The organism is Jiella marina, assembly GCF_024359545.1.
Lineage (GTDB): Bacteria > Pseudomonadota > Alphaproteobacteria > Rhizobiales > Rhizobiaceae > Jiella.
Genome location: NZ_JAKQZG010000012.1, coordinates 59908 through 82511, shown reverse-complemented (window position 1 = coordinate 82511; position 22604 = coordinate 59908). Strand labels below are relative to the sequence as shown.

Annotated in this window: 23 protein-coding genes, 1 other RNA gene and 1 pseudogene; 17 read left to right on the top strand and 8 right to left on the bottom strand. The window is 64.6% G+C overall.

Annotated features, from left to right (window positions below; translation table 11 throughout):
• Positions 1-58 precede the first annotated feature (58 nt).
• From MF134_RS24095 to MF134_RS18660, 5 genes are all read left to right on the top strand, one after another.
• Complete coding sequence (locus MF134_RS24095; RefSeq protein ID WP_255340995.1) at positions 59-604, top strand: tetratricopeptide repeat protein; 546 nt, start codon at positions 59-61, stop codon at positions 602-604.
• A gap of 121 nt (positions 605-725) precedes the next feature.
• A complete protein-coding gene (locus MF134_RS18675) occupies positions 726-1583 on the top strand; it encodes an MBL fold metallo-hydrolase (RefSeq protein ID WP_255340994.1) in 858 nt (285 codons plus the stop codon).
• 167 nt (positions 1584-1750) lie between these two features.
• Positions 1751-2161 (top strand): translation initiation factor 2, encoded by a 411-nt coding sequence (locus MF134_RS18670; RefSeq protein WP_255340993.1) that lies wholly within the window; start codon positions 1751-1753, stop codon positions 2159-2161.
• A 201-nt stretch (positions 2162-2362) separates the two neighbouring features.
• Complete coding sequence (locus MF134_RS18665) at positions 2363-2944, top strand: YqaA family protein (protein WP_255340992.1); 582 nt, start codon at positions 2363-2365, stop codon at positions 2942-2944.
• Between the two features lie 11 nt (positions 2945-2955).
• Entirely contained in the window at positions 2956-3498 is a 543-nt protein-coding gene (locus tag MF134_RS18660; protein WP_255340991.1) for a disulfide bond formation protein B, read from the top strand.
• A gap of 24 nt (positions 3499-3522) precedes the next feature.
• On the opposite strand, the gene MF134_RS18655 is transcribed toward MF134_RS18660, so the two are convergent.
• Positions 3523-4755, bottom strand: a complete 1233-nt coding sequence (locus MF134_RS18655; RefSeq protein ID WP_255340990.1) for a DUF3095 domain-containing protein — start codon at positions 4753-4755, stop codon at positions 3523-3525.
• Positions 4756-4915: 160 nt separating this feature from the next.
• Positions 4916-6031: a 3-isopropylmalate dehydrogenase gene (gene leuB, locus MF134_RS18650; protein WP_255340989.1), complete on the bottom strand. Its 1116-nt coding sequence runs from the start codon at positions 6029-6031 to the stop codon at positions 4916-4918.
• An 83-nt stretch (positions 6032-6114) separates the two neighbouring features.
• Between leuB and MF134_RS18645 the strand changes: the two genes are divergently transcribed.
• From MF134_RS18645 to MF134_RS18635, 3 genes are all read left to right on the top strand, one after another.
• On the top strand, positions 6115-7104 hold the full coding sequence (locus tag MF134_RS18645; RefSeq protein WP_255340988.1) for a M23 family metallopeptidase: 990 nt from the start codon (positions 6115-6117) through the stop codon (positions 7102-7104).
• 53 nt (positions 7105-7157) lie between these two features.
• The gene (locus MF134_RS18640) at positions 7158-7790 is read left to right on the top strand and encodes an FMN-binding negative transcriptional regulator (RefSeq protein ID WP_255340987.1); all 633 of its coding nucleotides are present in this window, start codon (positions 7158-7160) and stop codon (positions 7788-7790) included.
• Positions 7791-7972: 182 nt separating this feature from the next.
• Positions 7973-8917: a mechanosensitive ion channel family protein gene (locus MF134_RS18635; RefSeq protein ID WP_255340986.1), complete on the top strand. Its 945-nt coding sequence runs from the start codon at positions 7973-7975 to the stop codon at positions 8915-8917.
• A gap of 72 nt (positions 8918-8989) precedes the next feature.
• Here MF134_RS18635 and MF134_RS18630 read toward each other — a convergent pair whose 3' ends face one another.
• Positions 8990-9427: a MarR family winged helix-turn-helix transcriptional regulator gene (locus MF134_RS18630; protein WP_255341085.1), complete on the bottom strand. Its 438-nt coding sequence runs from the start codon at positions 9425-9427 to the stop codon at positions 8990-8992.
• A 74-nt stretch (positions 9428-9501) separates the two neighbouring features.
• Here MF134_RS18630 and MF134_RS18625 point away from each other — a divergent pair, with 74 nt between their 5' ends.
• A complete protein-coding gene (locus MF134_RS18625; RefSeq protein ID WP_255340985.1) occupies positions 9502-9963 on the top strand; it encodes a hypothetical protein in 462 nt (153 codons plus the stop codon).
• A 60-nt stretch (positions 9964-10023) separates the two neighbouring features.
• Here MF134_RS18625 and MF134_RS18620 read toward each other — a convergent pair whose 3' ends face one another.
• Positions 10024-10518, bottom strand: coding sequence for a thioesterase family protein (locus MF134_RS18620; protein ID WP_255340984.1), 495 nt, complete (start codon positions 10516-10518; stop codon positions 10024-10026).
• 245 nt (positions 10519-10763) lie between these two features.
• Here MF134_RS18620 and MF134_RS18615 point away from each other — a divergent pair, with 245 nt between their 5' ends.
• Both MF134_RS18615 and MF134_RS18610 read left to right on the top strand, forming a co-directional pair.
• Complete coding sequence (locus tag MF134_RS18615; RefSeq protein WP_255340983.1) at positions 10764-12176, top strand: FAD-binding oxidoreductase; 1413 nt, start codon at positions 10764-10766, stop codon at positions 12174-12176.
• A gap of 176 nt (positions 12177-12352) precedes the next feature.
• Complete coding sequence (locus MF134_RS18610; RefSeq protein WP_369695439.1) at positions 12353-16204, top strand: AsmA family protein; 3852 nt, start codon at positions 12353-12355, stop codon at positions 16202-16204.
• 77 nt (positions 16205-16281) lie between these two features.
• Here MF134_RS18610 and MF134_RS18605 read toward each other — a convergent pair whose 3' ends face one another.
• The 4 genes from MF134_RS18605 to ssrA all read right to left on the bottom strand — a co-directional run bounded on the left by MF134_RS18605 (position 16282) and on the right by ssrA (position 17773).
• Entirely contained in the window at positions 16282-16527 is a 246-nt protein-coding gene (locus tag MF134_RS18605; RefSeq protein WP_255340982.1) for a ribbon-helix-helix domain-containing protein, read from the bottom strand.
• Positions 16524-16787, bottom strand: coding sequence for a DUF4169 family protein (locus MF134_RS24090; RefSeq protein ID WP_369695438.1), 264 nt, complete (start codon positions 16785-16787; stop codon positions 16524-16526). The genes MF134_RS18605 and MF134_RS24090 overlap by 4 nt, the downstream gene beginning before the upstream one ends.
• Before the next feature lie 18 nt (positions 16788-16805).
• On the bottom strand, positions 16806-17345 hold the full coding sequence (locus MF134_RS18595) for an SspB family protein (protein WP_255340981.1): 540 nt from the start codon (positions 17343-17345) through the stop codon (positions 16806-16808).
• A gap of 67 nt (positions 17346-17412) precedes the next feature.
• Positions 17413-17773, bottom strand: a transfer-messenger RNA (tmRNA) gene (ssrA, locus tag MF134_RS18590).
• Positions 17774-17846: 73 nt separating this feature from the next.
• Here ssrA and MF134_RS18585 point away from each other — a divergent pair.
• The 6 genes and pseudogenes from MF134_RS18585 to MF134_RS18560 all read left to right on the top strand — a co-directional run bounded on the left by MF134_RS18585 (position 17847) and on the right by MF134_RS18560 (position 22413).
• Complete coding sequence (locus tag MF134_RS18585; RefSeq protein WP_255340980.1) at positions 17847-18149, top strand: DUF2853 family protein; 303 nt, start codon at positions 17847-17849, stop codon at positions 18147-18149.
• Between the two features lie 211 nt (positions 18150-18360).
• Positions 18361-19155 carry a thymidylate synthase gene (locus MF134_RS18580; RefSeq protein WP_255340979.1) on the top strand — a complete coding sequence of 265 codons (795 nt, stop codon included), beginning with the start codon at positions 18361-18363 and terminating at the stop codon, positions 19153-19155.
• Positions 19152-19694, top strand: coding sequence for a dihydrofolate reductase (locus tag MF134_RS18575; protein ID WP_255340978.1), 543 nt, complete (start codon positions 19152-19154; stop codon positions 19692-19694). The genes MF134_RS18580 and MF134_RS18575 overlap by 4 nt, the downstream gene beginning before the upstream one ends.
• A 164-nt stretch (positions 19695-19858) precedes the next feature.
• Positions 19859-20995: an FtsH protease activity modulator HflK gene (gene hflK, locus MF134_RS18570; protein ID WP_255340977.1), complete on the top strand. Its 1137-nt coding sequence runs from the start codon at positions 19859-19861 to the stop codon at positions 20993-20995.
• Positions 20995-21984 (top strand): annotated as a pseudogene (gene hflC, locus MF134_RS18565) (protease modulator HflC); the annotation flags it as partial. The gene hflK and the pseudogene hflC, both read left to right, overlap by 1 nt.
• 243 nt (positions 21985-22227) lie before the next feature.
• Positions 22228-22413, top strand: a complete 186-nt coding sequence (locus tag MF134_RS18560; RefSeq protein ID WP_255340976.1) for a DUF2065 domain-containing protein — start codon at positions 22228-22230, stop codon at positions 22411-22413.
• The last annotated feature ends 191 nt before the right edge of the window (positions 22414-22604 follow it).

Genomic DNA, 22604 nt, shown 5'->3' with positions numbered 1-22604 from the left:
ACGCCATGGCGCGCTGCCTGTATTTCTCTCCCTGTGTCTCGTGCTCTCGGCGTCGCTGGTGTCTTACGCGCAAGATGCGGGAGACCGCGGCCTTGCCGCTGACCAAGGCAGACAGGAGAGCAAGGATCGGCTCTTCGACGATCTCGCCGCAGCGACGGACGAGCGGGCGGCCCGCCTGATCGAAGAGCGGATCTGGCGGCATTGGATGCACGCGCCCGATGCCAGGACGCAGCAACTCGTTGAGGCCGCGATGAAGAGTCGCGGCTCATATGATTTCGCCGGGGCTCGCGAGCTTCTCGACCATGCGATCACGCGTTCTCCCGATTATGCCGAGGCCTGGAATCAGCGGGGTTTCGTCCGCTTCCTGCAGGAGGATTTCGACGCCGCGCTGGAGGACGTCGACAAGGCCATTGCGCTGGAGCCGAGGCATTTCGCGGCCATGGCCGGCCGGGCGTTGATCCTGATGCGACAGGGCCGGCATCGTCTGGCACAGGCGCAATTGCGCGAAGCCGTCGCGATCCATCCCTTCCTGCGGGAGCGCAGCCTGTTGGCGGCCGAGCCCGCAAACCCGCGCGACGAGGCTCCCGAGGGGATCGATCTGTAAGATGACAGGGTGTTGATTTGGTTCGCGTGGCGATGCCGCTAGCCTGCGTTGCAGGAGTGGAGGCCAAGCAGGCCCGAACCATCCGCCACGAGATCCGACAGCAGCAGAGGATTCAAGCGTCATGCGCCTTCGCCTCAATGTTCCGCTGGTCCTGGCCGTACCGCTGACCTTGTGTCTGACCGCCCTTTGGTCAGCTCCGGCTATGGCGCAGGCGGGCGCCGCTTCCGAGGAGCGACCCAGCCAGTGCCACGCGATCGCAAGCCTGTCGCCGACCGTCACCTTCGCTCAGTTTTCCTCGAACGAACGCGGCCTGTTTCAGGACCAGGCGACGGACCGGACGGTCCGGATCACCTACGTCACCCATTCGACCTTTCTGATCGAAAGTCCAAACGGGGTGCGCGCCGCAACCGATTTTGCCGGCTATGCCGGGCCGGAACTCCCCGACATCGTGACAATGAACAAGGCGCATTCCTCCCACAACACGCCATTTCCGGATCCGGAAATACCCCACGTGCTGCGCGGCTGGAATCCGAACGGCGACGGGCCGGCCCGCCATCGCCTGACCCTCGACGACATGTATGTCCGCAACGTGCCGACCGATATCCGCTCCTGGGGCGGGGCCATGGAGGCGGACGGCAATTCGATCTTCATCTTCGAAGTGGCAGGGCTGTGCATCGGCCATCTCGGCCATCTGCACCACAAGCTCACCGAGGACGACTTCGCCGCAATTGGCCGGCTCGACATTCTCATGGTGCCAGTGGATGGGGGCATGACGATGAGTCAGGACGGTATGGGCGAGATCGCCGAGCGGCTGCGCTCGCAGATCATCCTGCCGATGCACCGCTTTCGCGGACCGATCGACCGATTCCTTGCCAAGGTGCCGGATTTCGCGGTGGATTGGCGCGATACGGCGGGATTCACTATCTCGGTCGGGACGTTGCCGGACCGCCCGACGGTGATCGTCTTGAGCGGCGTGTGAGGAGTTCGACGCGGAAAACGTCCGCGGTGAACCGGTTCTGTTTTGACAACAGATAGTTAGCGCCACTTATTTTTTATTGACGCAACCTGAGGAAGCAGATACGCGCCCCTTTCTTTTTTGAAGGGGGACTTATGCGGAATTCTATACTGGCGCTATGCGCGATGGGAATGCTTGCGGGTTGTGGCACGATCACCCGCGGCAGTTCCGAAGAGGTGGCAATCAACGCCAAGCCGGAAGGCACCAAGATCGCCACATCGACCGGCGAACAATGCGAAACGTCCTGCGTGCTCGATGTGCCACGCAAGCAGGAATTCACGGTCACCGCGAGCAAGGCCGGCTATCAGACGGAAGTCGTCGAGGTCCGCACCAAGGTCAGCGGGGGTGGCGCCACCAGCATGGCCGGTAACGTGCTCATTGGCGGCGTGGTCGGCGTCGGGATCGACGCGGCGAACGGGAGCATGCTCGATCACTACCCGAATCCGGTCAACATCGAGCTCGAGCCGGACGGTGTTCCGCAGATCCCGGTCGTGACCGAGCCGGGCGAGACCACTGCTTCGTCGCAGGTTCCGACCTCGTAACGCGCCATGGCGCGACAAGCGGGGTGGCCGTCCGACGGATGGTTGCCACCTCGCTGCCCGGTTTCCTGCGGGCTGCGACGCAAAGGCTTTGCTTGGCGGCGGGTGCGTCCCGGGGATTGCCTTTGCCGGCGCTTCGGCCTAAGCGCGGGTAAATGGCAATCCGCTCTTTCGCTCCCGCCACGCGCTGAAATCTGATCCTCCATGCTTCGCCGCCTCTATGACTGGGTCATGTCGCTCGCCGCGACGCGTCACGCCGAGCGCGGGCTTGGGGTGATCTCCTTCATCGAGAGTTCGGTCTTTCCGATCCCGCCGGACGTGCTTCTGATCCCGATGGTGATCGCGGAGCGGGCCAAGTGGATCCGGATCGCGCTCGTTGCGACCGTCGGTTCGGTGCTCGGCGCCTTTCTCGGCTATGCCATCGGCGCGCTGTTCTTCGATCTGATCGGACGGCCGATCCTCGAAATCTACGGCAAGGCCGACGATTTCGCCCTGATGACCGAGCGCTACAACGAATGGGGCGGCTGGGCGGTGCTGTTTGCGGCGCTCACGCCCTTTCCCTACAAGGTGCTGACGATTTTCTCCGGCGTCACGGGCCTGAACCTCGTGGTCTTCACGGTGGTCTCGATCATCGGACGCGGGGCGCGGTTCTTCCTGGTCGCATGGCTTCTGAGCCGCTACGGCGCCCCGATCCAGGGCTTCATCGAGAAGCATCTCGGGATCCTGTTCACGCTGTTCATGGTCCTGTTGATCGGCGGGTTCGTCGCCATTCGCTACGTGTTCTGAAGGTTTTATAGATGGCCGTATCCGACATGTTCCGACGCCCGATCGGCTTTCGCCAGGTCCTTGCCTCGGGCTTTCTCCTGGGTGGCATGGCGCTCACCGTGGGGTCGGCGCTCGTTTTCGAATATGCTCTCGGCTTCATCCCCTGCGCGCTCTGCCTGACCGAGCGCATTCCCTATTATGTCGGCGTGCCGGTGGCCCTGGTGGCCTTCGTTCTGGCGGCTGGCCGCGGGGCGGCCCCGCTGGTCAGGGGGCTCATCCTCATCGTCGGTCTGATCATGCTCGTCTCGCTGGGGCTGGCGGTCTACCATGCCGGCGTCGAGTGGCAGTTCTGGGCAGGGCCCAGCGGCTGCGCCCAGGTCGGCGGGGCAGGGGACCTGTCTTCGGTCGATCTTCTCGGGGGCAGTGGTATCGATGCGACGCGGCCACCTTCCTGCGACGATGCGGCAGGCCGCTTCCTGGGACTGTCCTTCGCCGGTTGGAACGCCGTCGCCTCGGCGCTCTTCGCCGCGATCGGCCTGCGCAGCGCCTTTGCCAAGGCCGACCGCTTCGCCTGAACATCGGAACATCGGCCGGGCGTCTCAGCCGGACTGCGCCTCATGGTTGGCACCGCGCCGCTCGCGCAAGGCCCTGGCGGCGGCGGCCGAATAGCCGCCCATGGCGCCATCGACGAAATGCACGTGATCGCTGCGGCTGGCGGTGGGGACGAAGCAGGTCATCAGGGCGGCATCCTGGCGATGGAGTCCGCCATAAGCGATGCCTTCGCTCTCGGCTTCCTCGATCCGCGCGGCGATGCGATCGGCCACCTCCAGACTGCAATCCACCGTCATCATCAGCCCGTCGTCGAACTTGCGGAAGTCGGTATTGCGCACGAGTTCGGCCCGATAACGGGCCGGTTCGAAGGTGCCGACCCTTCTGCCTGTGACGAAGGTGAGATGCGCCAGCAGGGAGCGGATTGCGACGGACAGGACGGAGAGCCACAAGGGCCGTCCGCTTCGGGCTGCCGCCGTGCGGGCTTCCAGCATCAGGCCCTCTGTCGGCCAGCGCTGCTCTGGGCCGGTGTCGGGCACGGGGCGGCCGGCAGACTCAGTTCCCGCAATCAGCGCCAAAATGTCGGTGACGAGGGGAAAAAAGCGGGCATCGGGCGGGTTGTCGCGCGGCAGGACGATGATCGAGAGAATAACGCCATTCGCGGCTGGGATTGCCGAGAAACGGCAGGACAGCCCCGTCAGATCGGGCCGGGCGGCCTCGCCGGCGGTAGGCTCGATGCGAAACTCACCGGCCTTCATGCGGGCTTCGGCATAGGCGAGGCCGCCGCCACCAAACATCGTGTAGGACACGTCGGAGGAGGCGGCGAAGCGCGCGACCCGCACATCATGGCCGTGGGCTCGGATCGCCGCGACCGGCGTCATGGCGATGCGCAGATGAAAGCCGAAGGTCTCTTCCGCCCAGCCGGCCACCGCCGCGAGGGCGGCACGACCCTTTTCGGCGAGAGCGGCCGGAAGAGCAAAGCCGGCGCCGTCGCCAGCGAAGACGAAGGGAAAGTCACGCCCCTCCAGCGCGTTCGCCACGGCAGCGATGACGGAAGCGGCGACCGTGTTCACCGCCTTGTACTGCCCCCGTTCGACGGCTTCGGTGGACCCTTCGATGTCGGCGAGGCCGATCACCCAGTCGTCCGGCAGGGGATGATAGACGGCGGGGTCGGCCAGACGCTCGAAATCTCGCTCGATCGGAAAGTTGTCGAACAGGGACAGAGCGCTCGCCCGCGCAGGCTGGGGCGTGCTGTCGAAGGCCTGATTGCTGTCGTCTGTCACGCCCGGTCCCTCTGCCAGTGTCGTCGCACTGTCGCGCACGCCGGGCCGACGCGTCCGGCGGTGCTCGCAGATACGCTACGGCGATGCGCCGGGTCTCGCGCTTGAAGAAAACGTGATCTGTCGAGACGCGGCGCGAAGCCTTGCCGGGGCGGGGTATCGGTCAGGCGGTGAGCTTGGCCCGGAAGCGTTCGGCGACCGCGTCGCCCATGGCGCTGGTGCCGACCTTCGTGCAGCCTTCCGCCATGATGTCGCCGGTGCGGATGCCGGCTTCCAGCGTCTCGGCGATGGCAGCTTCCAGCGCGTCCGCCTCGGCTAGCATTTCGAAGGAATAGCGCAGGCCCATGGCAAGCGACGCGATCATCGCGAGCGGATTGGCCTCGCCCGTGCCGGCTATGTCCGGGGCAGAGCCATGAACCGGCTCGTAGAGCGCCTTGCGTTTGCCGGTCGCCGCGTCCGGCGCGCCGAGCGAGGCCGAGGGCAGCATGCCGAGCGAGCCGGTGAGCATCGCGGCAATGTCGGAGAGCATGTCGCCAAAAAGATTGTCGGTGACGATGACGTCGTAGATCTTGGGGCTCTTGACGAGTTTCATACCGCCGGCGTCGGCGAGTTCGTGCTCCAGCGCGACGTCCGCATATTCGTCCTTGTGGATGCGGGTGACGACCTCGTTCCAGTAGAGGCCCGAGACCATGACGTTGCGCTTTTCCATCGACGTCACCTTGTTCCGCCGCGTGCGTGCAAGGTCGAAGGCGACGCGAGCGATACGCTCGATCTCGTACGTGTCGTAGACCTGGGTGTCGATCGCCCGTTTCTGGCCGTTGCCGAGATCCTGGATTTCCTTCGGTTCGCCGAAATAGACGCCGCCCGTCAGTTCGCGCACGATCAGGATGTCGAGGCCTTCGACGAGGTCTCGCTTCAGCGAAGAGGCTTCGGCCAGCGCGGGATAGCAGATCGCCGGCCGCAGATTGGCGAAGAGCTCCATCTCCTTGCGCAGCCGGAGGAGCCCGGCCTCGGGCCGCTTGTCATAGGCGACGCCATCCCATTTCGGCCCGCCGACGGCGCCGAAAAGGACCGCGTCGGCCGCTTGCGCGAGCGCCATGGTGGCGTCGGAGACGGGGACCCCTTCCGCATCATAGGCGGCACCGCCGACGAGGGCCGTTTCCGTCTCGAAGCCGGCGCTTCTTTCCTCATTCAGAACGGCGAGAAGCTTCTCGACCTCCGCCGCGATTTCGGTGCCGATGCCGTCGCCGGGAAGAAGGAGGAGCTTGCGGGATGCCATGGGGGTCTCGATCGTCTATGGTGGGTCGTGTCTGAAGTCGAAGCGGTGAATAGATTTTGCGGCCGGCCTTTGCAACGTTTGTCGTGACCGCGCTCGTCGGGCTTGCCGCGATGGCCTCGCCGGCCGTCGCGCAGAGCCCGGTGGCCGGCCTCGCCGTGCCTCTCGACTGCGAGCCGGGCGTCGCCTGCTTCGTTCAGCAATATCCCGACATGCAGCCAGGCGACGGTGTCGCGGATCCTTTCTGTGGGACCAAATCCTATGAAGGGCACAAGGGCACGGATATCCGCGTGCTTTCGATGGCCGATGTCGGGCGCGACGTGTCCGTCCGGGCGCTCGGCAAGGGCAGGGTACTCAGGACGCGCGATGAGATGTCGGATCGGCTCGCGCAGAGCGAAGCCGACCGGGCGCGCCTCGCCGGTCAGGATTGTGGCAATGGCGTCGTCGCCGAGCTCTCGGATGGGACGGAAGTCCAATATTGCCACCTGAAGCGCGGGTCGATCCGGGTCGGCCCGGGCGATCCGATCGCTGCAGGCGATGTCATCGGCGCGGTCGGCGCTTCCGGGAATGCCGAGTTTCCCCATGTGGAAATCATCCTGCGGCGCAACGGAGAGGTCATCGATCCAACCAGCGGCCGGCCGCTCGATGCGGGATGCGTTGAGGACGCGTCTCAGTCCGGGTCGCTCTGGTCGCAGGAAGCGGCGGCCTGGATGAAGGCCGCCGATCGCTCGATCCTCGCGCTCGGCATTGCGGGCCATGTGCCGCAATACGAGACCTTCGTGACGGACGGGCCGCCGCCGTCAGCGGTGCCGGGCGATCCGGTCACCGTCGGCTGGGGATGGTTCGCCAATCTCGCCGCCGGTGATCGCATTCATATCGTCATCTCGGCGCCGGATGGCAGCGTGTTCAGCGAGAGCATGAGCGATCCGCTCGATCGCGCGAAAGCGGCCTATATGCAGTTCACCGGCCGAAAGCGCGCGCCGGTCGCAGGTCGCTATGGTCTCAGGATCGAAGTCATGCGGGATGGGCAGGCGGTCGCTTCGCGGGAGGCGCTTGTGGAGATCGGCGAAAACTGAGACAGCACTGGCGCGGACGCAAATCGCGCGGACGCAGCGCTTTCGAGGTCGTCATGTACATTCCCAATCAGTTTCGTGAGTCCCGCTCCGACGTGCTGATCCAGGCGATGCGCGACATCCGCTTTGCTAGCCTCGTCACTGTCGATGGCGACGACTACCATGCGACCCATGTGCCGGTCGTCGTCAAGGAGACAGCCGGCGTTCTGACGATCGAGGCCCATGTCGCGCGGCCGAACGCCCACTGGCGCATTCTCGAGGAGTCGCGCGTTTCGCTGGCGGTGTTCCAGGGGCCCCAGGCCTATGTCTCGCCCTCCTTCTATGCGTCGAAACGCGAGCATGGAAAGGTCGTGCCCACCTGGAACTATGTGATCGTCGAGGCCCGGGGTCGGCTCGAAGCGATCACAGACGACGCTTGGCTTGCCGCCCATCTCGACGCTCTCACCAACCAGTTCGAGGCCGGACGCCCCGAGCCCTGGGCGCTGTCCGACGCGCCGGAGGAGTTCATCACCAAGCTGTCGCGGGCGATCGTGGGTCTGCGGCTGACGGTGGAGAGCCTCGAGGGCAGTTGGAAGCTCATCCAGCACAAGCCCGAGGCCGACCGGAAAGGCACCATCGCCGGGCTTTCGGCTTCAGATCGCGAAGCCGACCGCGCGATCGCGAGGGCGATGGCCGAGCGGGAGGTCTGAGCGGGATCGCACGGGGAGTGGGGCACCTTCATTGCCTTCTCCGCGGCGGCGCGGCCTGCCGTCGAAACACCTTCAAATCGTCACGATTCGGAAAGCTTCGCTTAACCGTGTCCGGGAGATAACCGAGGCATCGTTTCATAGCCCCGCCGAACTCCGCCTTGTGCGGCTTTTGGCGTTCGGAGATGGAAGAGCGAGGTCTCGTCGTGAATTTCTTCATCCCGTCGCACATCGCCGACAATCTGACCGTGACTGTCGTGCTCGTGGCGATCTCGCTGGCGCTGCGCATCGCCGGCGAGTGGGTGCTGACGCGCCGGTCGGATCCGGTCGCGCTGCGCCATCGCCGCTTCAAGCTTCGGGCGCTGTGCAACGTGCTTCTGGCCATCGGCCTACTAGCGATCTGGCTGTCGGAAATCCAGAACATGATCCTCTCGCTGACGGCGGTGCTCGTCGCGCTGGTCGTCGCGACCAAGGAACTGATCATGTGTGCGGCCGGCTCGATGCTGCGTTTCGGCGGCCATCTCTTCAAGGTGGGCGACCGGATCGAACTCGGCGGTATCCATGGCGAAGTGATGGATCACGGCCTTTTCTCGACGACGATCATGGAATTGCCGGCCACAGGGCTCGGCGCGGCCGGGACGGGCCGAACCGTCATGCTGCCCAATTCGATTCTACTAACCGGGGCGGTGCGCGTGGAGGCACAGCCACGCCATTTCGCGCCCCATCGTTTCACCCTGACCCTCGAACAGCCTTTGCCGGCTGCTGACGTTGTCGCGACGATCAACGATGCCGCGGACGCGGCTCTGGCCAGCGACCGGGAGCTCGCCGCCCGCTTCCACCAGTTCGCGACGCGGAAGGCCGGCGTCGAGACGGCTGGTCCCGACACTCTCGTGTCCGTCGCGACGAGCGAAATCGGCAAGCTGCAGTTTCACGTCATGATTTACTGCCTCGCCAAGGACGCGCGCGAGCGTGAGCAGGCGATTACGCTCGCGGTCCTGGACGCTCTTGCGATCGGCAGGAGCGCAAAGCCCGCGACGCCGCAGGGAACCGACGCGGTCCTTTCGGAACTTGCCCGTCAGCTTCGGGAAACCGGCGCGAAGGCGGCGCGGGGATCGGCCAAGGCGGCTTGAGCGATTGGCATTCGAAGGTCGCCAATCGGCTTGGGGCCGAATGGCGTCGGGGCAGGGCCACGCGAGCGGCGATCATCGTTCGCCTTCGCCAAGTCGTGTGATGACTCGGGCGATCAGATCCAGGAACGTTTGCTTTTCCTCTTCAGTGAGATTCGAAAGAGCGATCTCGTTGACTTCGTTCGCGGCCTGGGTGGCTGGTTCGTGAAGCTGGCGAGCTCGTTGCGTGAGCCAGATCCGCTGGACACGCCCGTCTGACGGATCCTTTTTGCGGGTAATCAGCCCGTCGCGCTCCATGCGCGTCAGGGTGTTCGCCATGGTCGCCTGCTCGATGTCGAGACGCGCGACGAGATCGCGCTGGGTCAATCCCTCGTCTTCCCAAAGGACCAGCAGCACCGGGAACGTGCCGGTCGACAGACCGAGCGGCGCGATCCGCTCCTGTAGCGCTCGGGCGAAGAGCCGCGCCATGTGGTTCACGAGATAGCCGGCAGATCGGTCCTTGTCGAAAGTCATCCACGCAACAAGCATTTGCATAGCATGCTATGCAATGATATATAGCATGCTATGTTTAATTTGGAGATGATGACATGCCGAAGCTGATCCATCCCGTCGCAGGCGGTCTGGCGCTTTCGCTCATCGCGCTGTTCTGGCTGAGCACCGTGGCTGTGGAGCTTTCCGGGTCGCAAGACGCCGTCGCTGCGGTAAAGCAGGCCATTCCCTACGGCTTCATCCTGCTCGTGCCGGCGATGCTGGCCGTCGGAGCATCCGGCGCTTCGCTCGGTTCGAAGCGTCAAGGAGACCTGGTGCGAGCCAAGAAGCGGCGGATGCCGATCATCGCCGCGAATGGCCTTCTGATCCTGATCCCGTCAGCTCTGTTCCTGGCTGCCAAGGCCGCACGCGGGGAGTTCGATACGGTCTTCATCTTCGTGCAGGCGCTGGAACTCGTCGCAGGCGGCGTCAACATCGCTCTTATGGCTCTGAAGATGCGGGACGGGCTGCGGCTCACCCGAAGGCGCAGCCGCCGCATGAACACGCGGGTTCTGTCGTAGATGCTGTGAGGGCGGAGATCGATCAGGGATATCGCGAGACCCGAGACCTCCACATCCGGGCTAGAGCTTGAGCGGTTTGATCGAGCGGGAGACACGCTCTGGGCGGGGCAGGGCCGCGTGGGCCTCTGCTGCCGCCTTGACTCCTTGAAAGGTTTCGGCCGGGAAGGGCGCCACCTTCGGTCCATGCGGGGTGTTCTGGTTGATGGACAGGCTCAGATTCTCGACCGTCGCCGCGAGCCAGCCATCCTCGTGGTAGAGTTCCTGAAAGATATGAAGGCGCTTGGCGTCCAGGCCGACGATCTGGGTTGTCACCTGGACCGTCGCTGCCGACGGGACTTCCCGCAAGTAACAGATATGCGCCTCGGCCGTGTAGGTCGTGTAGCCGGTCCGCTCGCGATAGCTCTCGCCCAGCCCGATCGCATCGAAGAGTTCGTCCAGGCCGCGATCGAACAGTACGTGATAATAGGCCAGGTTGAGATGGCCGTTGTAGTCGATCCAGGCGGGCTCGATCGTCATCTTCGACGAGCGGAACGGGGCGGGGATCGTCTCTCGCATCGCGCATGCCTTCCATCTTGCTTTCACCGTCCGGATGACCCTCGCTCACCGACGCGCCGGAGTCGATGTGGAATCGGCATCCGCATTTGGGCTTGATCTTGCAGGGCGTATCGGCTCACTGGTTCGGTATTCGACGCTGCCACCCACGAGCCGACATTGTCCGTATCGACGCGAGACGTCCTCGGTCATGCACGATTCGCCGGTGTGGCAAGGCTGGCGATCTGGAAGGCCTGGGAAGGACGATCATGGCACTGGAAGACATTCTCGCCGAAAGACCGGCCGAACGGCCGGGCATCGCCACAGCCGTCAGCACGCTCAAGCAGATCTTCGGGGACCGCGCGGTCACCGGCGAGGACGTCCGCCGCGCCCACGCCCACACGACGACCTACATCCCGAATCAGGCTCCTGATGTCGTGGTCTTCGCCGAGACCGAGGCGGAGGTGCAGAAGGTCGTGACGATCTGTGCCGAGCACGACACGCCGATCATCGCCTTCGGCACAGGCTCTTCGCTGGAAGGCCATATCAACGCTCCGCAGGGCGGTGTCTCGCTCGATCTCTCGCGCATGGACAAGGTGCTTGCCGTCAATGCCGAGGATCTCGACTGCACCGTCGAGGCCGGCGTGACGCGCGAGGCGCTGAACGCGCATCTGCGCGATACTGGCCTGTTCTTTCCGATCGATCCGGGCGCCAATGCGAGCCTCGGCGGCATGGCCGCGACCCGCGCCTCGGGCACCAATGCGGTCCGTTACGGCACCATGCGCGACAATGTGATCGGCGTGACGGCCGTGATGGCCGACGGGCGGATCATTCGCACCGCGCGCCGGGCGAAGAAGACATCCGCCGGATACGACCTGACGCGTCTCCTCGTCGGTTCGGAAGGCACGCTCGGCATCATCACCAAGATCAATCTGAAGCTCTACGGCATTCCGGAAGCCATTCTCTCCGGCGTCTGTCCGTTTCCGAGCGTTGAAACGGCCTGCAACACGGTGATCCAGACGGTGCAGAGCGGGATTCCAGTGGCGCGGATCGAGCTTCTCGACGCGGCTTCGATGGAGGCCGCGAACGCCTATGCTAAGCTCGACCTCGCGGCGACGCCCTCGCTCTTCGTCGAGTTTCACGGTTCGCCGAGCGGCGTTGCCGAGCAGGCGGAGATGTTCGGCATACTCGCGGAGGAAAACGGGGGCGGTCCGCTGGAGGCTTCCCAGCGGACGGAGGAACGAGCCAAGCTCTGGAAGGCGCGCCACGACATGTATTGGGCGACGGTGCAACTGCGGCCGGGCTGCCGGGCGATCGCCACCGACGTGTGTGTGCCGGTCTCGCGGCTGGCCGAGTGCATTCGCGAAACCCAGGCGGACCTGGACGAAAACGGCCTGATCGGCCCGATCATCGGTCATGTGGGCGACGGCAATTTTCACGTCACCCTGCTCCTCGACATGGAGGACGAGCGCGAGATCGAGGCGGCCGAGGGGTTCATGGCGAGACTGGCGGAGCGCGCCGTCGCCATGGATGGCACCTGCACTGGCGAACACGGCGTCGGCCAGGGCAAGCGCCGCTATCTGAACGCCGAACTCGGCGACGCCGTCGACGTGATGCGAACGATCAAGCGGGCGCTCGATCCGCAAGACATTCTCAATCCTGGCAAAATCTTCATGTTGTGACGCAACAAAACCCCCTCGACATTCCGGGTCTGTTCTGGCCTATCCTGTCGGCGCGATCATGCGCAGGCTTCGGCCTTTCAGGTTCAAGCTGTCGTCCTGTGCTAGACTCTGCGTGATTTTCGCTTCCTCGGCCTCGATGGCCGTCTACCGGGAGAGATTGCGGAAGGAGAAGGGTTCTGGTCCGGGCATTCGTCCTGTTTGGTGGATTGTTGGTGCTGGCGCTCCTGGGAGCGCTGGTGGCGCCGTATTTCATCGACTGGACGGCCTATCGCGCCGATTTCGAGCGCGAGGCCTCGAAGATCCTCGGCCGCGAGGTGACGGTGAAGGGGGCCGCCTCGGCCCGGCTTCTGCCCTTTCCCTCCGTGACCTTCGACGAGGTCGAAGTCAAAGGTCCGGAAGGCGAGGCGCTTCTCACTGTCGACCGCTTTCGCATGGACGCGGAACTCGCGCCCTATCTCTCCGGCGAGATCTTCATCTATTCGATGGCGCTGGAACGGCCGACGGTGCGTCTGCCGATCCGCGCGGACGAAAGCATTCGCTGGGTCGTCGACAATCCGGAGATCCCGACCGGTGCGACCGTCGTTCTCGAGAATGTGGTCATCGAGGACGGCACCGTCATCATCGATGACGAGAGCATCGGGCGGACCAAGACTCTCCTCGATATCGACGCGACGCTTTCGGCGGAATCTCTGGCTGGTCCGGTCGATGGGACGGGCTCCTTCACGGTCGACGGCCAGCGCGTGGTGTTCGACGTCCGCACCGGCCTGCCGCAGGACGATGGCAGCATGCCGGTCCGCGTCACAGCGGCCAACGATGCGCTGGATACCAGGATCATTCTGGATGGCACGGCGACGGCCGCGAATTCCGTACCCGGATTTGCCGGCAGCTTCGGATTGATCCGGCCCGTACCCGATCAGGTCCTCGATGCGCAGGCGGAAGAACAGGCCAATCCTTTCGATTCCCTCGACCCGCAGGAGCGCGGACAGCCGAGCATGACCGAGGCCGAGCCGGCGGTAGCGCCGCTGCGTGCCGGCGGCAACATTCGCCTGACCGCCGATCGTGCTGAAGTGTCCGAGCTGCGTATGCAGGCGGGCGGGGGAACTCAACCCTACATTCTGACGGGAAGCGGAAGTCTCGACTACGGGGCCGAGCCGAGCTTCGCCCTGGAGCTTGAGGGCGAGCAGGTCAATGTCGATGCCTTGAACGCCGAGGAAGAGGCTTTGCCGCCCGGCGCGGTGGCCAAGGATGATCCGGATGCTGAGCGGCTCGGGCTTTCCCGCCGGATCGAAGCCATGCGCGCGGTCCTTGCCGATGTTCCAAGGCCGACGATCGACGGGACGATCGCGCTGTCCCTGCCGGTGGTGACGGCGGGAGACACGACGATTCGCGATGTTGCGCTCGTGGCCCGCCCGCAACCGACCGGCTGGCGGCTCGACAGCTTCGCCGCCGAACTGCCGGGGCGCACCCGCATCGAAGCGGCCGGAGATGTCGGTCTCGACAAGGATTTCGAGTTCTCGGGTCGCCTGTTGGTGGCCTCGCAACAGCCCTCTGGCTTTTCGGACTGGCTGACCGGCACGATCGATCCGGCCGTCAGGACGCTGTCTCGTGCCGGTTTCTCTGCCCAGACGACCCTATCGCCAGACAGGCAGATCTTCGAGAATCTCGAGGTCGATGTCGGCGGGGACGAGATCAGCGGCCAGATCGCGCGGGTGCGGGCGGAAGATCACACCAAGATTACGGCCGACCTTCAGGGCGAACGGGTCGATCTGGACGCGGTCCTGGCGCTGTCCCGGCTCTTCACCGGGCGCGATGATTCCCTGGCCGAGGCCGACCGGTTCGACATTGCCCTCGATGCTGGCCCGATTACCTTTGCCGATGCGGCGGCCGACAGCGTGAACGCCGATCTCAGCTTCGATGGCGGGACGCTGACCGTCGACGAGCTGGTGATCGAAGGACTGGCCGGCGCGCGCGTCACCTCCTCCGGCACCCTGTCGGATCTCGACGGCGGCGATGCCAAGGGCAGGCTCAAGGTGGCGCTCGAATCGCAGGATCCGGATCGCTTCTTTGACTTTCTGAGGCGGGTCCGCCCCGGCATTCCCCTGATCGAGGTGCTGGCGGAGCGGGCCAATCGCCTGTCGCCCCTCGATCTCTCCGGCGAAGTCGAGGCGGTGGAAGGCGAGGACGGCAAGCGCCCGACACTGCTCGTGCGCATGCGCGGCACGGCCGACGGCACCCGCATCGACATGTCCTCGGCCATCGAGAATGGCATCTATGCGCGCACCGAGAGCGGCCGGTTCGGCCTCGATCTTCAGCTCAAGAACGACCGGCCGACGGTGCTCCTCGGCCAGCTCGGCATTTCCGCCGTGGACGTCTCGCCGCCATCGCCGCTCGAAGCCGAACTCTCGCTCTCGGCCGCCGAGACGGGGCCGGCGGTGACGAGCGCTACCCTGCGTGCGCCCGGAAACGAAGTCAGCGTGGACGGCGTTCTGGAGGTGACCCCCGGCGGCGTCACCGGGGCCGATCTGTCCGTCTATGTGAACAGCGACGATGCGGGGCCTTGGCTGCGCGCGCTGGCGGTGGATCTCGGGCAATCCTTCGACATCGTCCCCGTCTCCGTCAGTGGCGGGCTGATCTATCAGGACGGCGGCTGGCATCTGCCCGATCTCGGCGGAACGATCGCCGATGTCTCGCTTTCGGCGGCGTTGGACAAGCGGCCGGAGGAGCCGCTCGGCGGCAATGTCCATGTGTCGGAACTGTCGCTGCCGTGGGTCGCCAATCTCGTCTACGGCCGCCCTCTGCTGGATGTCGCCGGAATGGTCGACTGGTCGTCGGAATCGTTCCGGCCGGCCTTGCTGCCTCCGGTGGAGGCGGCTTTGAATCTGACGGCCGATCGCATGACGCTGGGGGCGACGGCACTGTCCGACGTCTCGGCCGATCTCGCGCTCTCCGGTTCCGAAGTATCGCTCTCCGCCATGAAGGCGCAGTATGATGGGGCGCCGCTGACGGCACGGGCCACCCTGCGCAACACCGGCGGTCTCGGCGGCTTCTCCCTCGTCGCCCTGGCACAGGACATCGATCTCGCGGGGCTTTTCCCGGCAGCCGCCAGCTCCGATGATCCAGCCCAGATGAGCGGAGAGATCCGCCTCGAAAGCAGCGGCCAGTCCTATCAGGCGCTTGTTTCGGCGACGACGGGGGCGGGCAGCGTGACGGTTCGCGGCATAAAATTGCCCGGTGTTGGCCAGAACACCCTGCAACCGCTTCTCGCCGCTGCGGATTCCGAAGATTTCAGGCCGCAGGCGGAAACGGCCGAGACGTTTAGGACGATCAGCAAAGGCCGCGCCTTTCCGGTGGAAGAGGCCGAGACGGAATTCACCGTCGCCGGTGGAACGATCCGCTTCGCACCCGTCACGCTGGATGAGGGAGACACCCAGCTTACCATCGACGCGAGCCTGGATCTGTCCGATCTCGGTCTCGACGGGGACATGCGGCTGGCGATCGATCCCGGCGTCGACCGTGTGGAAGGGGCTGAGCCCGTAGTCAACTACGCACTGGCCGGTCGCCTCTCGCAGCCGGAACTGCAGCTGGATGCGACCGGTCTGACCAATTACCTGTCAGTGCGGGCGCTGGAGCGCGAGCAGGCGCGCGTCGAAGCCATGCAGGAAAGCCTGGAAGAAAAGCTTCGGCTGCGCCGCGAGGCGCGCTTCTATCGATGGCGGGAAACCGTCGCGGCCGAGCGCGCCCGCGCAGCCGAGGAACGGCGGCAAGCGGAAGAGCAGGCGGCTGCCCAGCGCGCGGCCGAAGAACAGGCACGTCGGGACGAGGCCGAAGCCGCGAAGAGGCGGGCCCAGCAAGCCGCAAATCGAGAGAACGCGGCGCAGCGACGAAACCAGCCGACGCCGGAGCCGTCGCGCAACGGGTCCGGCGGATCGCCGGCCACGCTCAACTTCGACCCGCCACCGGCTGCGGATGGTGGGACGAACAAGGAATTTCCCTCACTGCCGGGCGTCAGCAATCCGCTCGAGTTCTGACGGGGCCGTCGGCCGGCCTTGGCTTACCGGCGGCCGGTATGCGTTCAGGAATGATACGGCGGGGCGACAGGCTCGTCTCAGTCGGACGGACCTCCGTCCTCGATCCGCTCGGCCCGGCGCAAGGCGTCATCGAAGACGAACAGACGGATGGCCGAGGAAAGGTTGGTCTGCGTATCGCGCTCGGCATCGATCGCTGCGACGAGCCGGGCGATCGAGGTTTCCTGCCGCTCGGCGATGTCGCGCAGACCGTTCCAGAATGCTTCCTCGACACTGATCGATGTCGAATGACCGCTGATCGAGATGGAACGCTTGACGATTGTCACGAAGTGGCGGGACCGTTGTCGGCATCGTCTTCGTGCCGCTCATCACGCATCCCACCGGAAGGCGTCGGAGCACCGACGATCGAAGGCACTTCACGTTTCGCTCCGTCGAGAAGCGCTTCGGCGCGTTGCGCCTCACGGGATTGCAGGGTCTTCTCGGACTTCGTCCGGCCGAACCGCTTGCGGTTCTCCTCGGCCCTTTGCGCCTCGTCCTGACGCTTTCGCGCCTTGCGGGCCTGCCGCAGATTGACGATCTCGGCCATTCCCGATTCCGGCGTGATTCAGGTCTTCTTGCGGAACGCGTCGAGTGAGACGACTTCCGCGTCCCGGCGTTCGGTCTCTGCGTCTTCGCCCTCGTCGTCTCCCGCTTCCTCGGCCGATCTGGAGGGGCCGATCGATACGGGCTGCGCAAGCGGTGTCGGCGCGGAAGCCGTTTCATCCGCCTCATCATCCGCTGCTTCGGCGTTCTGAACGTCGAATTCGAGTTCGAAATTCACGGCGGGATCGTAGAAGCCGCGCACCGCGCTGAACGGGACGAGCAGGCGCTCGGGAATGTCGGAGAAGGACAGCCCCACCTCGAAACCCGTGTCGGTGACGTTGAGATCCCAATACTGATGCTGGATGACGATCGTCATCAGTTCGGGGTACTTCTCCCGAAGCCTTGACGATATCCGCACGCCCGGGGCCGTGGTCAGGAAGGTGATGAAGAAATGATGTTCGCCAGGCAAGCCAGTCTTCGCGACCTCGCCCAGCACCTTGCGGATCACGCCGCGCAGCGCATCCTGTGCGAGAACATCGTAGCGGATTAAGTCCTGGCCCATTGCGGCGTTCCGACCTTCACGTTCCCCCGACGATCCGTACGGCCTGGCCGACGCATCAACTCACAAAAGTGGAGGCTTCTGTTGCCAGGCGCCTCCGAGCCCCGCCTAAGAGTGCGAACCCTCAGGACTTGAATTGAAGCGTTCGCGCTGCTTACGCAGCGAGACGTGCTTCCGCATAGTTGTCGTTGGCAACTATTTGTACGGCCCGATAACGGCGGAACCATGCCGAGCGAAAATTCGATCTTTACACCCTCGTCGATCCTATTTCGCCCCCGCCACTTGCCATCCCGGAAAAGATGGAAAATGGTGGAGGCGCCGGGTACCGCCCCCGGGTCCGAAAGGTTTATTCCATCGAACGTTTATCGCCATAGCCGGCCGAATGACCGGCAGGCGCGAATATAAGGGCTTTGGTCTGGCGTGAAAAGAGGAGCGGCGCGCTTCTCCTGTCTTTCGGACTTGATTCGTTCTATCCTTGGCCGGCTAATGTCCCGGGAGGAGCAAATGGACTATCTGGCGAAGGTTCGCGAATATCGGCCGCAGGCGAGCGAAGAGGTGGTGAAGAAGCTCGAGCGCAGGCTGTCACTGGTGCTGCGCAAACCGGATGCAGCCATGGTCGCTGCGACCGATCCGAAGGAGGTCGAGCGCGCTGCGGCCTGGGTCGAAAAAGCCTGCGCCGTATCCGCCGAGGCGGCGAAAGGGGCTGTAGACGCCGCGCTCGAGGCAATGCGGGGCGAGCGGGCCAAGAGCCGCCTCGTCGTCTACTATCTGGCGGCGGATCATCTCGGCAAGATCGACAGTCTCTGAAGCTAGATCACCCGCCCCGCGACTCCTGCGTGCGTTGACCATGCGGGTGGAAAGCGCTGGAAAACCCGACGGCCAACAGGTCGCAGTCTCGACTCGCGCCCGGCTTTGCGGAATCGATGCCGTTTCCGATGGGGCGGCCCGCGGCGCTTGCGATGTGCTTCGGCGCCGCTTTCTGAATGCGGATGCGCGACGAGGGGACAGCAGAACCCGAATGAAGCAGTATCTCGAACTCCTCGACCGTGTGCTTGCGACCGGCGCCGACAAGGGCGACCGGACGGGCACCGGGACGCGTTCGGTCTTCGGCCATCAAATGCGCTTCGACTTGTCGGCGGGTTTTCCGCTGGTCACGACGAAGCGCCTTCACCTGCGCTCCATCATCCATGAGCTTCTCTGGTTCCTGAACGGCGACACCAATATCGCCTATCTCAAGGAAAACGGCGTGCGCATATGGGACGAATGGGCGGACGAGAACGGTGACCTCGGCCCGGTCTACGGCGCGCAGTGGCGTTCCTGGCCCGATTATCATGGTGGCCATATCGATCAGATCGCCAAGGTGGTCGAGTCCATTCGCACCACGCCCAATTCACGCCGGCTGATCGTTTCGGCCTGGAACCCGGCGCTGGTCGACGAGATGGCGCTGCCACCGTGCCACTGCCTGTTCCAGTTCTACGTGGCGGATGGTCGGCTGTCGTGCCAGCTCTACCAGCGTTCGGCCGACATCTTTCTCGGTGTTCCGTTCAACATCGCCTCCTATGCGCTGCTGACCGCCATGGTCGCGCAGGTCTGCGAACTGGAGCCGGGCGATTTTGTCCACACGCTGGGCGATGCCCATCTCTACAACAATCATTTCGACCAGGCGCGATTGCAGCTCTCCCGCGAGCCCTTGCCCCTGCCGCGGCTCAAGCTCGATCCGGGGGTGACCGATCTGTTCGGCTTTCGCTTCGAAGACATCGCCATCGAAGGCTACGAGGCGCATCCGCATATCAAGGCGCAGGTGGCGGTTTGAGCGATACGATTCCTCTGGTCGCGGTCGTGGCCATGGCCGAAAACCGCGTGATCGGCAGCGGTGGAGAGATGCCATGGCGCGTGCCGAGCGATCTCAAGCGGTATCGCCGCCTGACCATGGGCAAGCCGATGATCATGGGGCGCAAGACGCTTGATTCGATCGGCCGGGTGCTGGACGGCCGGGACACGATCGTCCTGTCTCGACAGGGCAAGGGCGTGTTCGAAGGCGCCCACCTTGCCGCTACGGCGACGGAGGCGCTCGCGATCGCCCGGGCCTGCGCGGAAACACGTGGCGCCGACGAAATCGTGATCGCCGGGGGCGGAGAGATCTACCGGCTATTCTTCGACGAGATCGAGACACTCTACGTCACCGAAGTCATGACCTCGCCCAAGGGAGACGCGACCTTTCCGGCAATCGATCCGGCCGAATGGGACGAAATCCGTTCCGAAACGCTCGAACGCGGGGAGCGTGACAGTGCCGAGACGCGCTTCGTCGTCTATCGGCGACGCAATACTCCGGCCAGCAGGTCCACAAATTGAGCCAAATGCAACGCGATCCTGCGGCGAAGTCTGATCATCGAGTGCGAAAAGGTCGCGGATGCGTTGAAAGCCAATTTCGCAGTTCTTATAAGGGCTGAGACATATCAAGCGCGAGTTCCGAAAGGCTCGATACTCGCTCTTCCCGGTACATTGAAAGGACATCGATGCCCTGGAGCAATCAGACCGGCAACGGCGGTTGGAAAGGCGGCGGCAATGGCGGACCCTGGGGCCAGCGCCCGCAGGGACCGCGCCCGACCGGCGGCGGGAACAACTCGCCCGACCTCGAGGATATTCTGCGGCGCGGCCAGGATCGACTGCGGCGGGCCATGCCCGGTGGCGGCGGTTCGTCCGGCGGCGGGGCTGCGAATTTCGGCTGGGTTTTCCTCATCATCATCGGTGCCGCGGTGCTCTGGCTGTTCAAGGCGGTCTACACCGTTCAGCCGGACGAGGTCGGTGTCGAGATGCTTTTCGGCAAGCCGAAGACCGAATTGTCCGGACCGGGTCTCCACTTCCTGCTCTGGCCGTTCGAGACGGTGGATACCGTCCCGGTCGTCGAGAGCCAGATCACGCTCGGCTCGAACCAGCGCGGCGACAATTCCGGCCTGATGCTGTCGGGCGACCAGAACATCGTCGATGTCCAGTTCGCCGTGCTCTATCAGGTCGACGACCCGAAGAACTTCCTGTTCAACGTCGACGATCCGGTGGCGATGGTGCAGCAGGTTTCCGAAAGCGCCATGCGCGAAGTGGTCGGCCGTCGCCCTGTGCAGGACGTCTTCCGCGACGACCGCGCCGGAATCGCCGAGGAAGTCCGGGAAATCACCCAGGACACGCTCAACGAATATGGCGCAGGCGTGCGGATCAACGCGATCTCGATCGAGGATGCCGCGCCGCCCACGCAGGTCGCCGACGCCTTCGACGAGGTGCAGCGTGCCGAGCAGGACGAGGACCGGTTCGTCGAAGAGGCCAATCGCTACCGCAACCAGCAGACCGGTCAGGCGCGCGGTGAAGCGGCCCAGATCCGCGAAGATGCGGCCGCATACAAGGACCGCGTGGTGCAGGAAGCGTCCGGTGAGGCGCAGCGCTTCTCGCTGATCCTCGACCAGTATGCCAAGGCGCCGGACGTGACGCGCAAGCGCCTGTTCCTCGAAACGATGGAGAACGTCTTGCGCGAATCCGACAAGGTCATTCTCGAGCGCAACGTGGACGGCGAAGGACAGGGCGTCGTTCCCTATCTCCCGCTGAACGAACTTGGCCGCAACTCGAGCCGGCAGGGCGTTGCGAACCAGGGAGGGAGCAACTGATGGCCAACCGCTTCTACGCCATAATCATTGCCGCGGCGATCGGCGTCCTGCTTCTGTGGAACGCGATCTTCGTGGTCAATGAAAAGGAGCAGGCGATCGTTCTGCGCTTCGGCGAGATCCGCCGCGTCGTCGACGATCCCGGTCTGTACTTCAAGCTGCCATTCTCGTTTGCTGGCGCAGACAACGTCCAGAAACTGCCGGACCGGCTCCTGCGTTTCGATCTGGACGATATCCGCGTCCAGGTGTCCGGCGGCAAGTTCTATGAGGTCGACGCGTTCGTGGTCTACAACATCGCGGATGCGGCACAATTCCGTCAGACGGTGTCGGGCTCGATACTGCAGGCTGAGCAGCGCCTGCGGACCCGCCTCGACGCTGCCCTTCGCCGGGTCTACGGTCTGCGCGGTTTCGAAGCGGCGTTGTCCGATGAGCGCGGCGAGATGATGCGCCAGGTGCGCGATCAGATCCGGGCCGATGCGGGAAGTCTCGGAATCGAAATCGACGACGTTCGCATCAGGCGTACGGACCTCACTCAGGAAGTCTCGCAGCAGACCTATGAGCGCATGCAGGCCGAGCGTCTGGCTGAAGCCGAGCGGCTTCGTGCACGTGGCCAGGTCGCGGCGCGTGAAATCCGGGCCGCTGCCGACCGCGAGGTCGTCGAGACGGTTTCGGCCGCGCGCAAGGACGCAGAGATCCTGAAGGGTGAGGGCGACGCCGAGCGCAACCGCATCTTCGCCGAATCCTTTGGTCGCGATCCGGAATTCTTCGACTTCTACCGCTCGATGCAGGCCTATCGCACCGCGCTGCAGAATTCCGGTACGACCATGGTGCTTTCGCCGGATTCGGAATTCTTCCGCTACTTCAAGCGCGATCGCGAGGATCTGCCGGAGGGCGTTCCCTCTCAGATTCCGGGGCTCGCCGAGCCGGAAGCGACCAGTCCGGATGGCGGTGGCGCGGCTGCCAGCCAGCCCGACGCGGCGCAATCGGCGGGGGATGCGGCGCAGCCTGATGCCGAGGAACCGGTTCAGGGTACGCTGAATGTGCCGGAGGCCACCGAGCCGGACTCGTCCATTTCGGAGCCCGCACCCGAACCGCAATCGGCCGACGCTGGAGAGCCAGCGACGGAGCCGGAGGCCGCCGCCGCTGCGGAGCCGGCGAGCGAGCCGGATCCGACCGCGAATAGCGGCCAGGCGGAAGCCGCGAACAACGACACGGCCAGCACCGCGGTTCAGTAGATGCGCGACTTCTTCGATGCCCTCGGTCTCCTTCTCGTGATCGAGGGCATCGTCTATTGCCTGTTTCCCGGGCTGGCCCGCAGGATGGCCGAAGCGGCCTCGCAAGCCTCTCCCGACCGCCTGCGAATCGGAGGCCTGGTCGCGGTGTGTCTCGGGGTCGGCGTCGTGTGGATCGTTCGAGGGTGAGCGAAAGTCGGATGCGCGGCGAAGAAGCGCAGGTCTTTCGCGAAAGGGCGGGCGTTCCTGCCGCAGATGAGCCTGTTCGCACGCTCGGAAGCGATCACCATTTCTCAAGCGGCGGCAAAGCCCCTTGATTCAGTCTCAATTCTCCGCTCCCGTGATGGTTACCGGCCGCAAGTGCGACGCGAGGTCGTTCA

Excerpts from the sequence above, each read along its gene's own strand:
- MF134_RS18560 (WP_255340976.1), top strand. The coding sequence starts at position 22,228 with ATGCGCGACTTCTTCGATGCCCTCGGTCTCCTTCTCGTGATCGAGGGC.
- MF134_RS18635 (WP_255340986.1), top strand. The coding sequence starts at position 7,973 with ATGGAAGAGCGAGGTCTCGTCGTGAATTTCTTCATCCCGTCGCACATC.
- MF134_RS18665 (WP_255340992.1), top strand. The coding sequence starts at position 2,363 with ATGCTTCGCCGCCTCTATGACTGGGTCATGTCGCTCGCCGCGACGCGT.
- MF134_RS18620 (WP_255340984.1), bottom strand. The coding sequence starts at position 10,518 with ATGCGAGAGACGATCCCCGCCCCGTTCCGCTCGTCGAAGATGACGATC.
- MF134_RS18640 (WP_255340987.1), top strand. The coding sequence starts at position 7,158 with ATGTACATTCCCAATCAGTTTCGTGAGTCCCGCTCCGACGTGCTGATC.
- MF134_RS18580 (WP_255340979.1), top strand. The coding sequence starts at position 18,361 with ATGAAGCAGTATCTCGAACTCCTCGACCGTGTGCTTGCGACCGGCGCC.
- MF134_RS18660 (WP_255340991.1), top strand. The coding sequence starts at position 2,956 with ATGGCCGTATCCGACATGTTCCGACGCCCGATCGGCTTTCGCCAGGTC.
- MF134_RS18625 (WP_255340985.1), top strand. The coding sequence starts at position 9,502 with ATGCCGAAGCTGATCCATCCCGTCGCAGGCGGTCTGGCGCTTTCGCTC.
- MF134_RS18595 (WP_255340981.1), bottom strand. The coding sequence starts at position 17,345 with ATGGGCCAGGACTTAATCCGCTACGATGTTCTCGCACAGGATGCGCTG.
- MF134_RS18675 (WP_255340994.1), top strand. The coding sequence starts at position 726 with ATGCGCCTTCGCCTCAATGTTCCGCTGGTCCTGGCCGTACCGCTGACC.
- MF134_RS18630 (WP_255341085.1), bottom strand. The coding sequence starts at position 9,427 with ATGACTTTCGACAAGGACCGATCTGCCGGCTATCTCGTGAACCACATG.
- MF134_RS18585 (WP_255340980.1), top strand. The coding sequence starts at position 17,847 with ATGGACTATCTGGCGAAGGTTCGCGAATATCGGCCGCAGGCGAGCGAA.
- leuB (WP_255340989.1), bottom strand. The coding sequence starts at position 6,031 with ATGGCATCCCGCAAGCTCCTCCTTCTTCCCGGCGACGGCATCGGCACC.
- MF134_RS24090 (WP_369695438.1), bottom strand. The coding sequence starts at position 16,787 with ATGGCCGAGATCGTCAATCTGCGGCAGGCCCGCAAGGCGCGAAAGCGT.
- MF134_RS18615 (WP_255340983.1), top strand. The coding sequence starts at position 10,764 with ATGGCACTGGAAGACATTCTCGCCGAAAGACCGGCCGAACGGCCGGGC.
- hflK (WP_255340977.1), top strand. The coding sequence starts at position 19,859 with ATGCCCTGGAGCAATCAGACCGGCAACGGCGGTTGGAAAGGCGGCGGC.
- MF134_RS18670 (WP_255340993.1), top strand. The coding sequence starts at position 1,751 with ATGCTTGCGGGTTGTGGCACGATCACCCGCGGCAGTTCCGAAGAGGTG.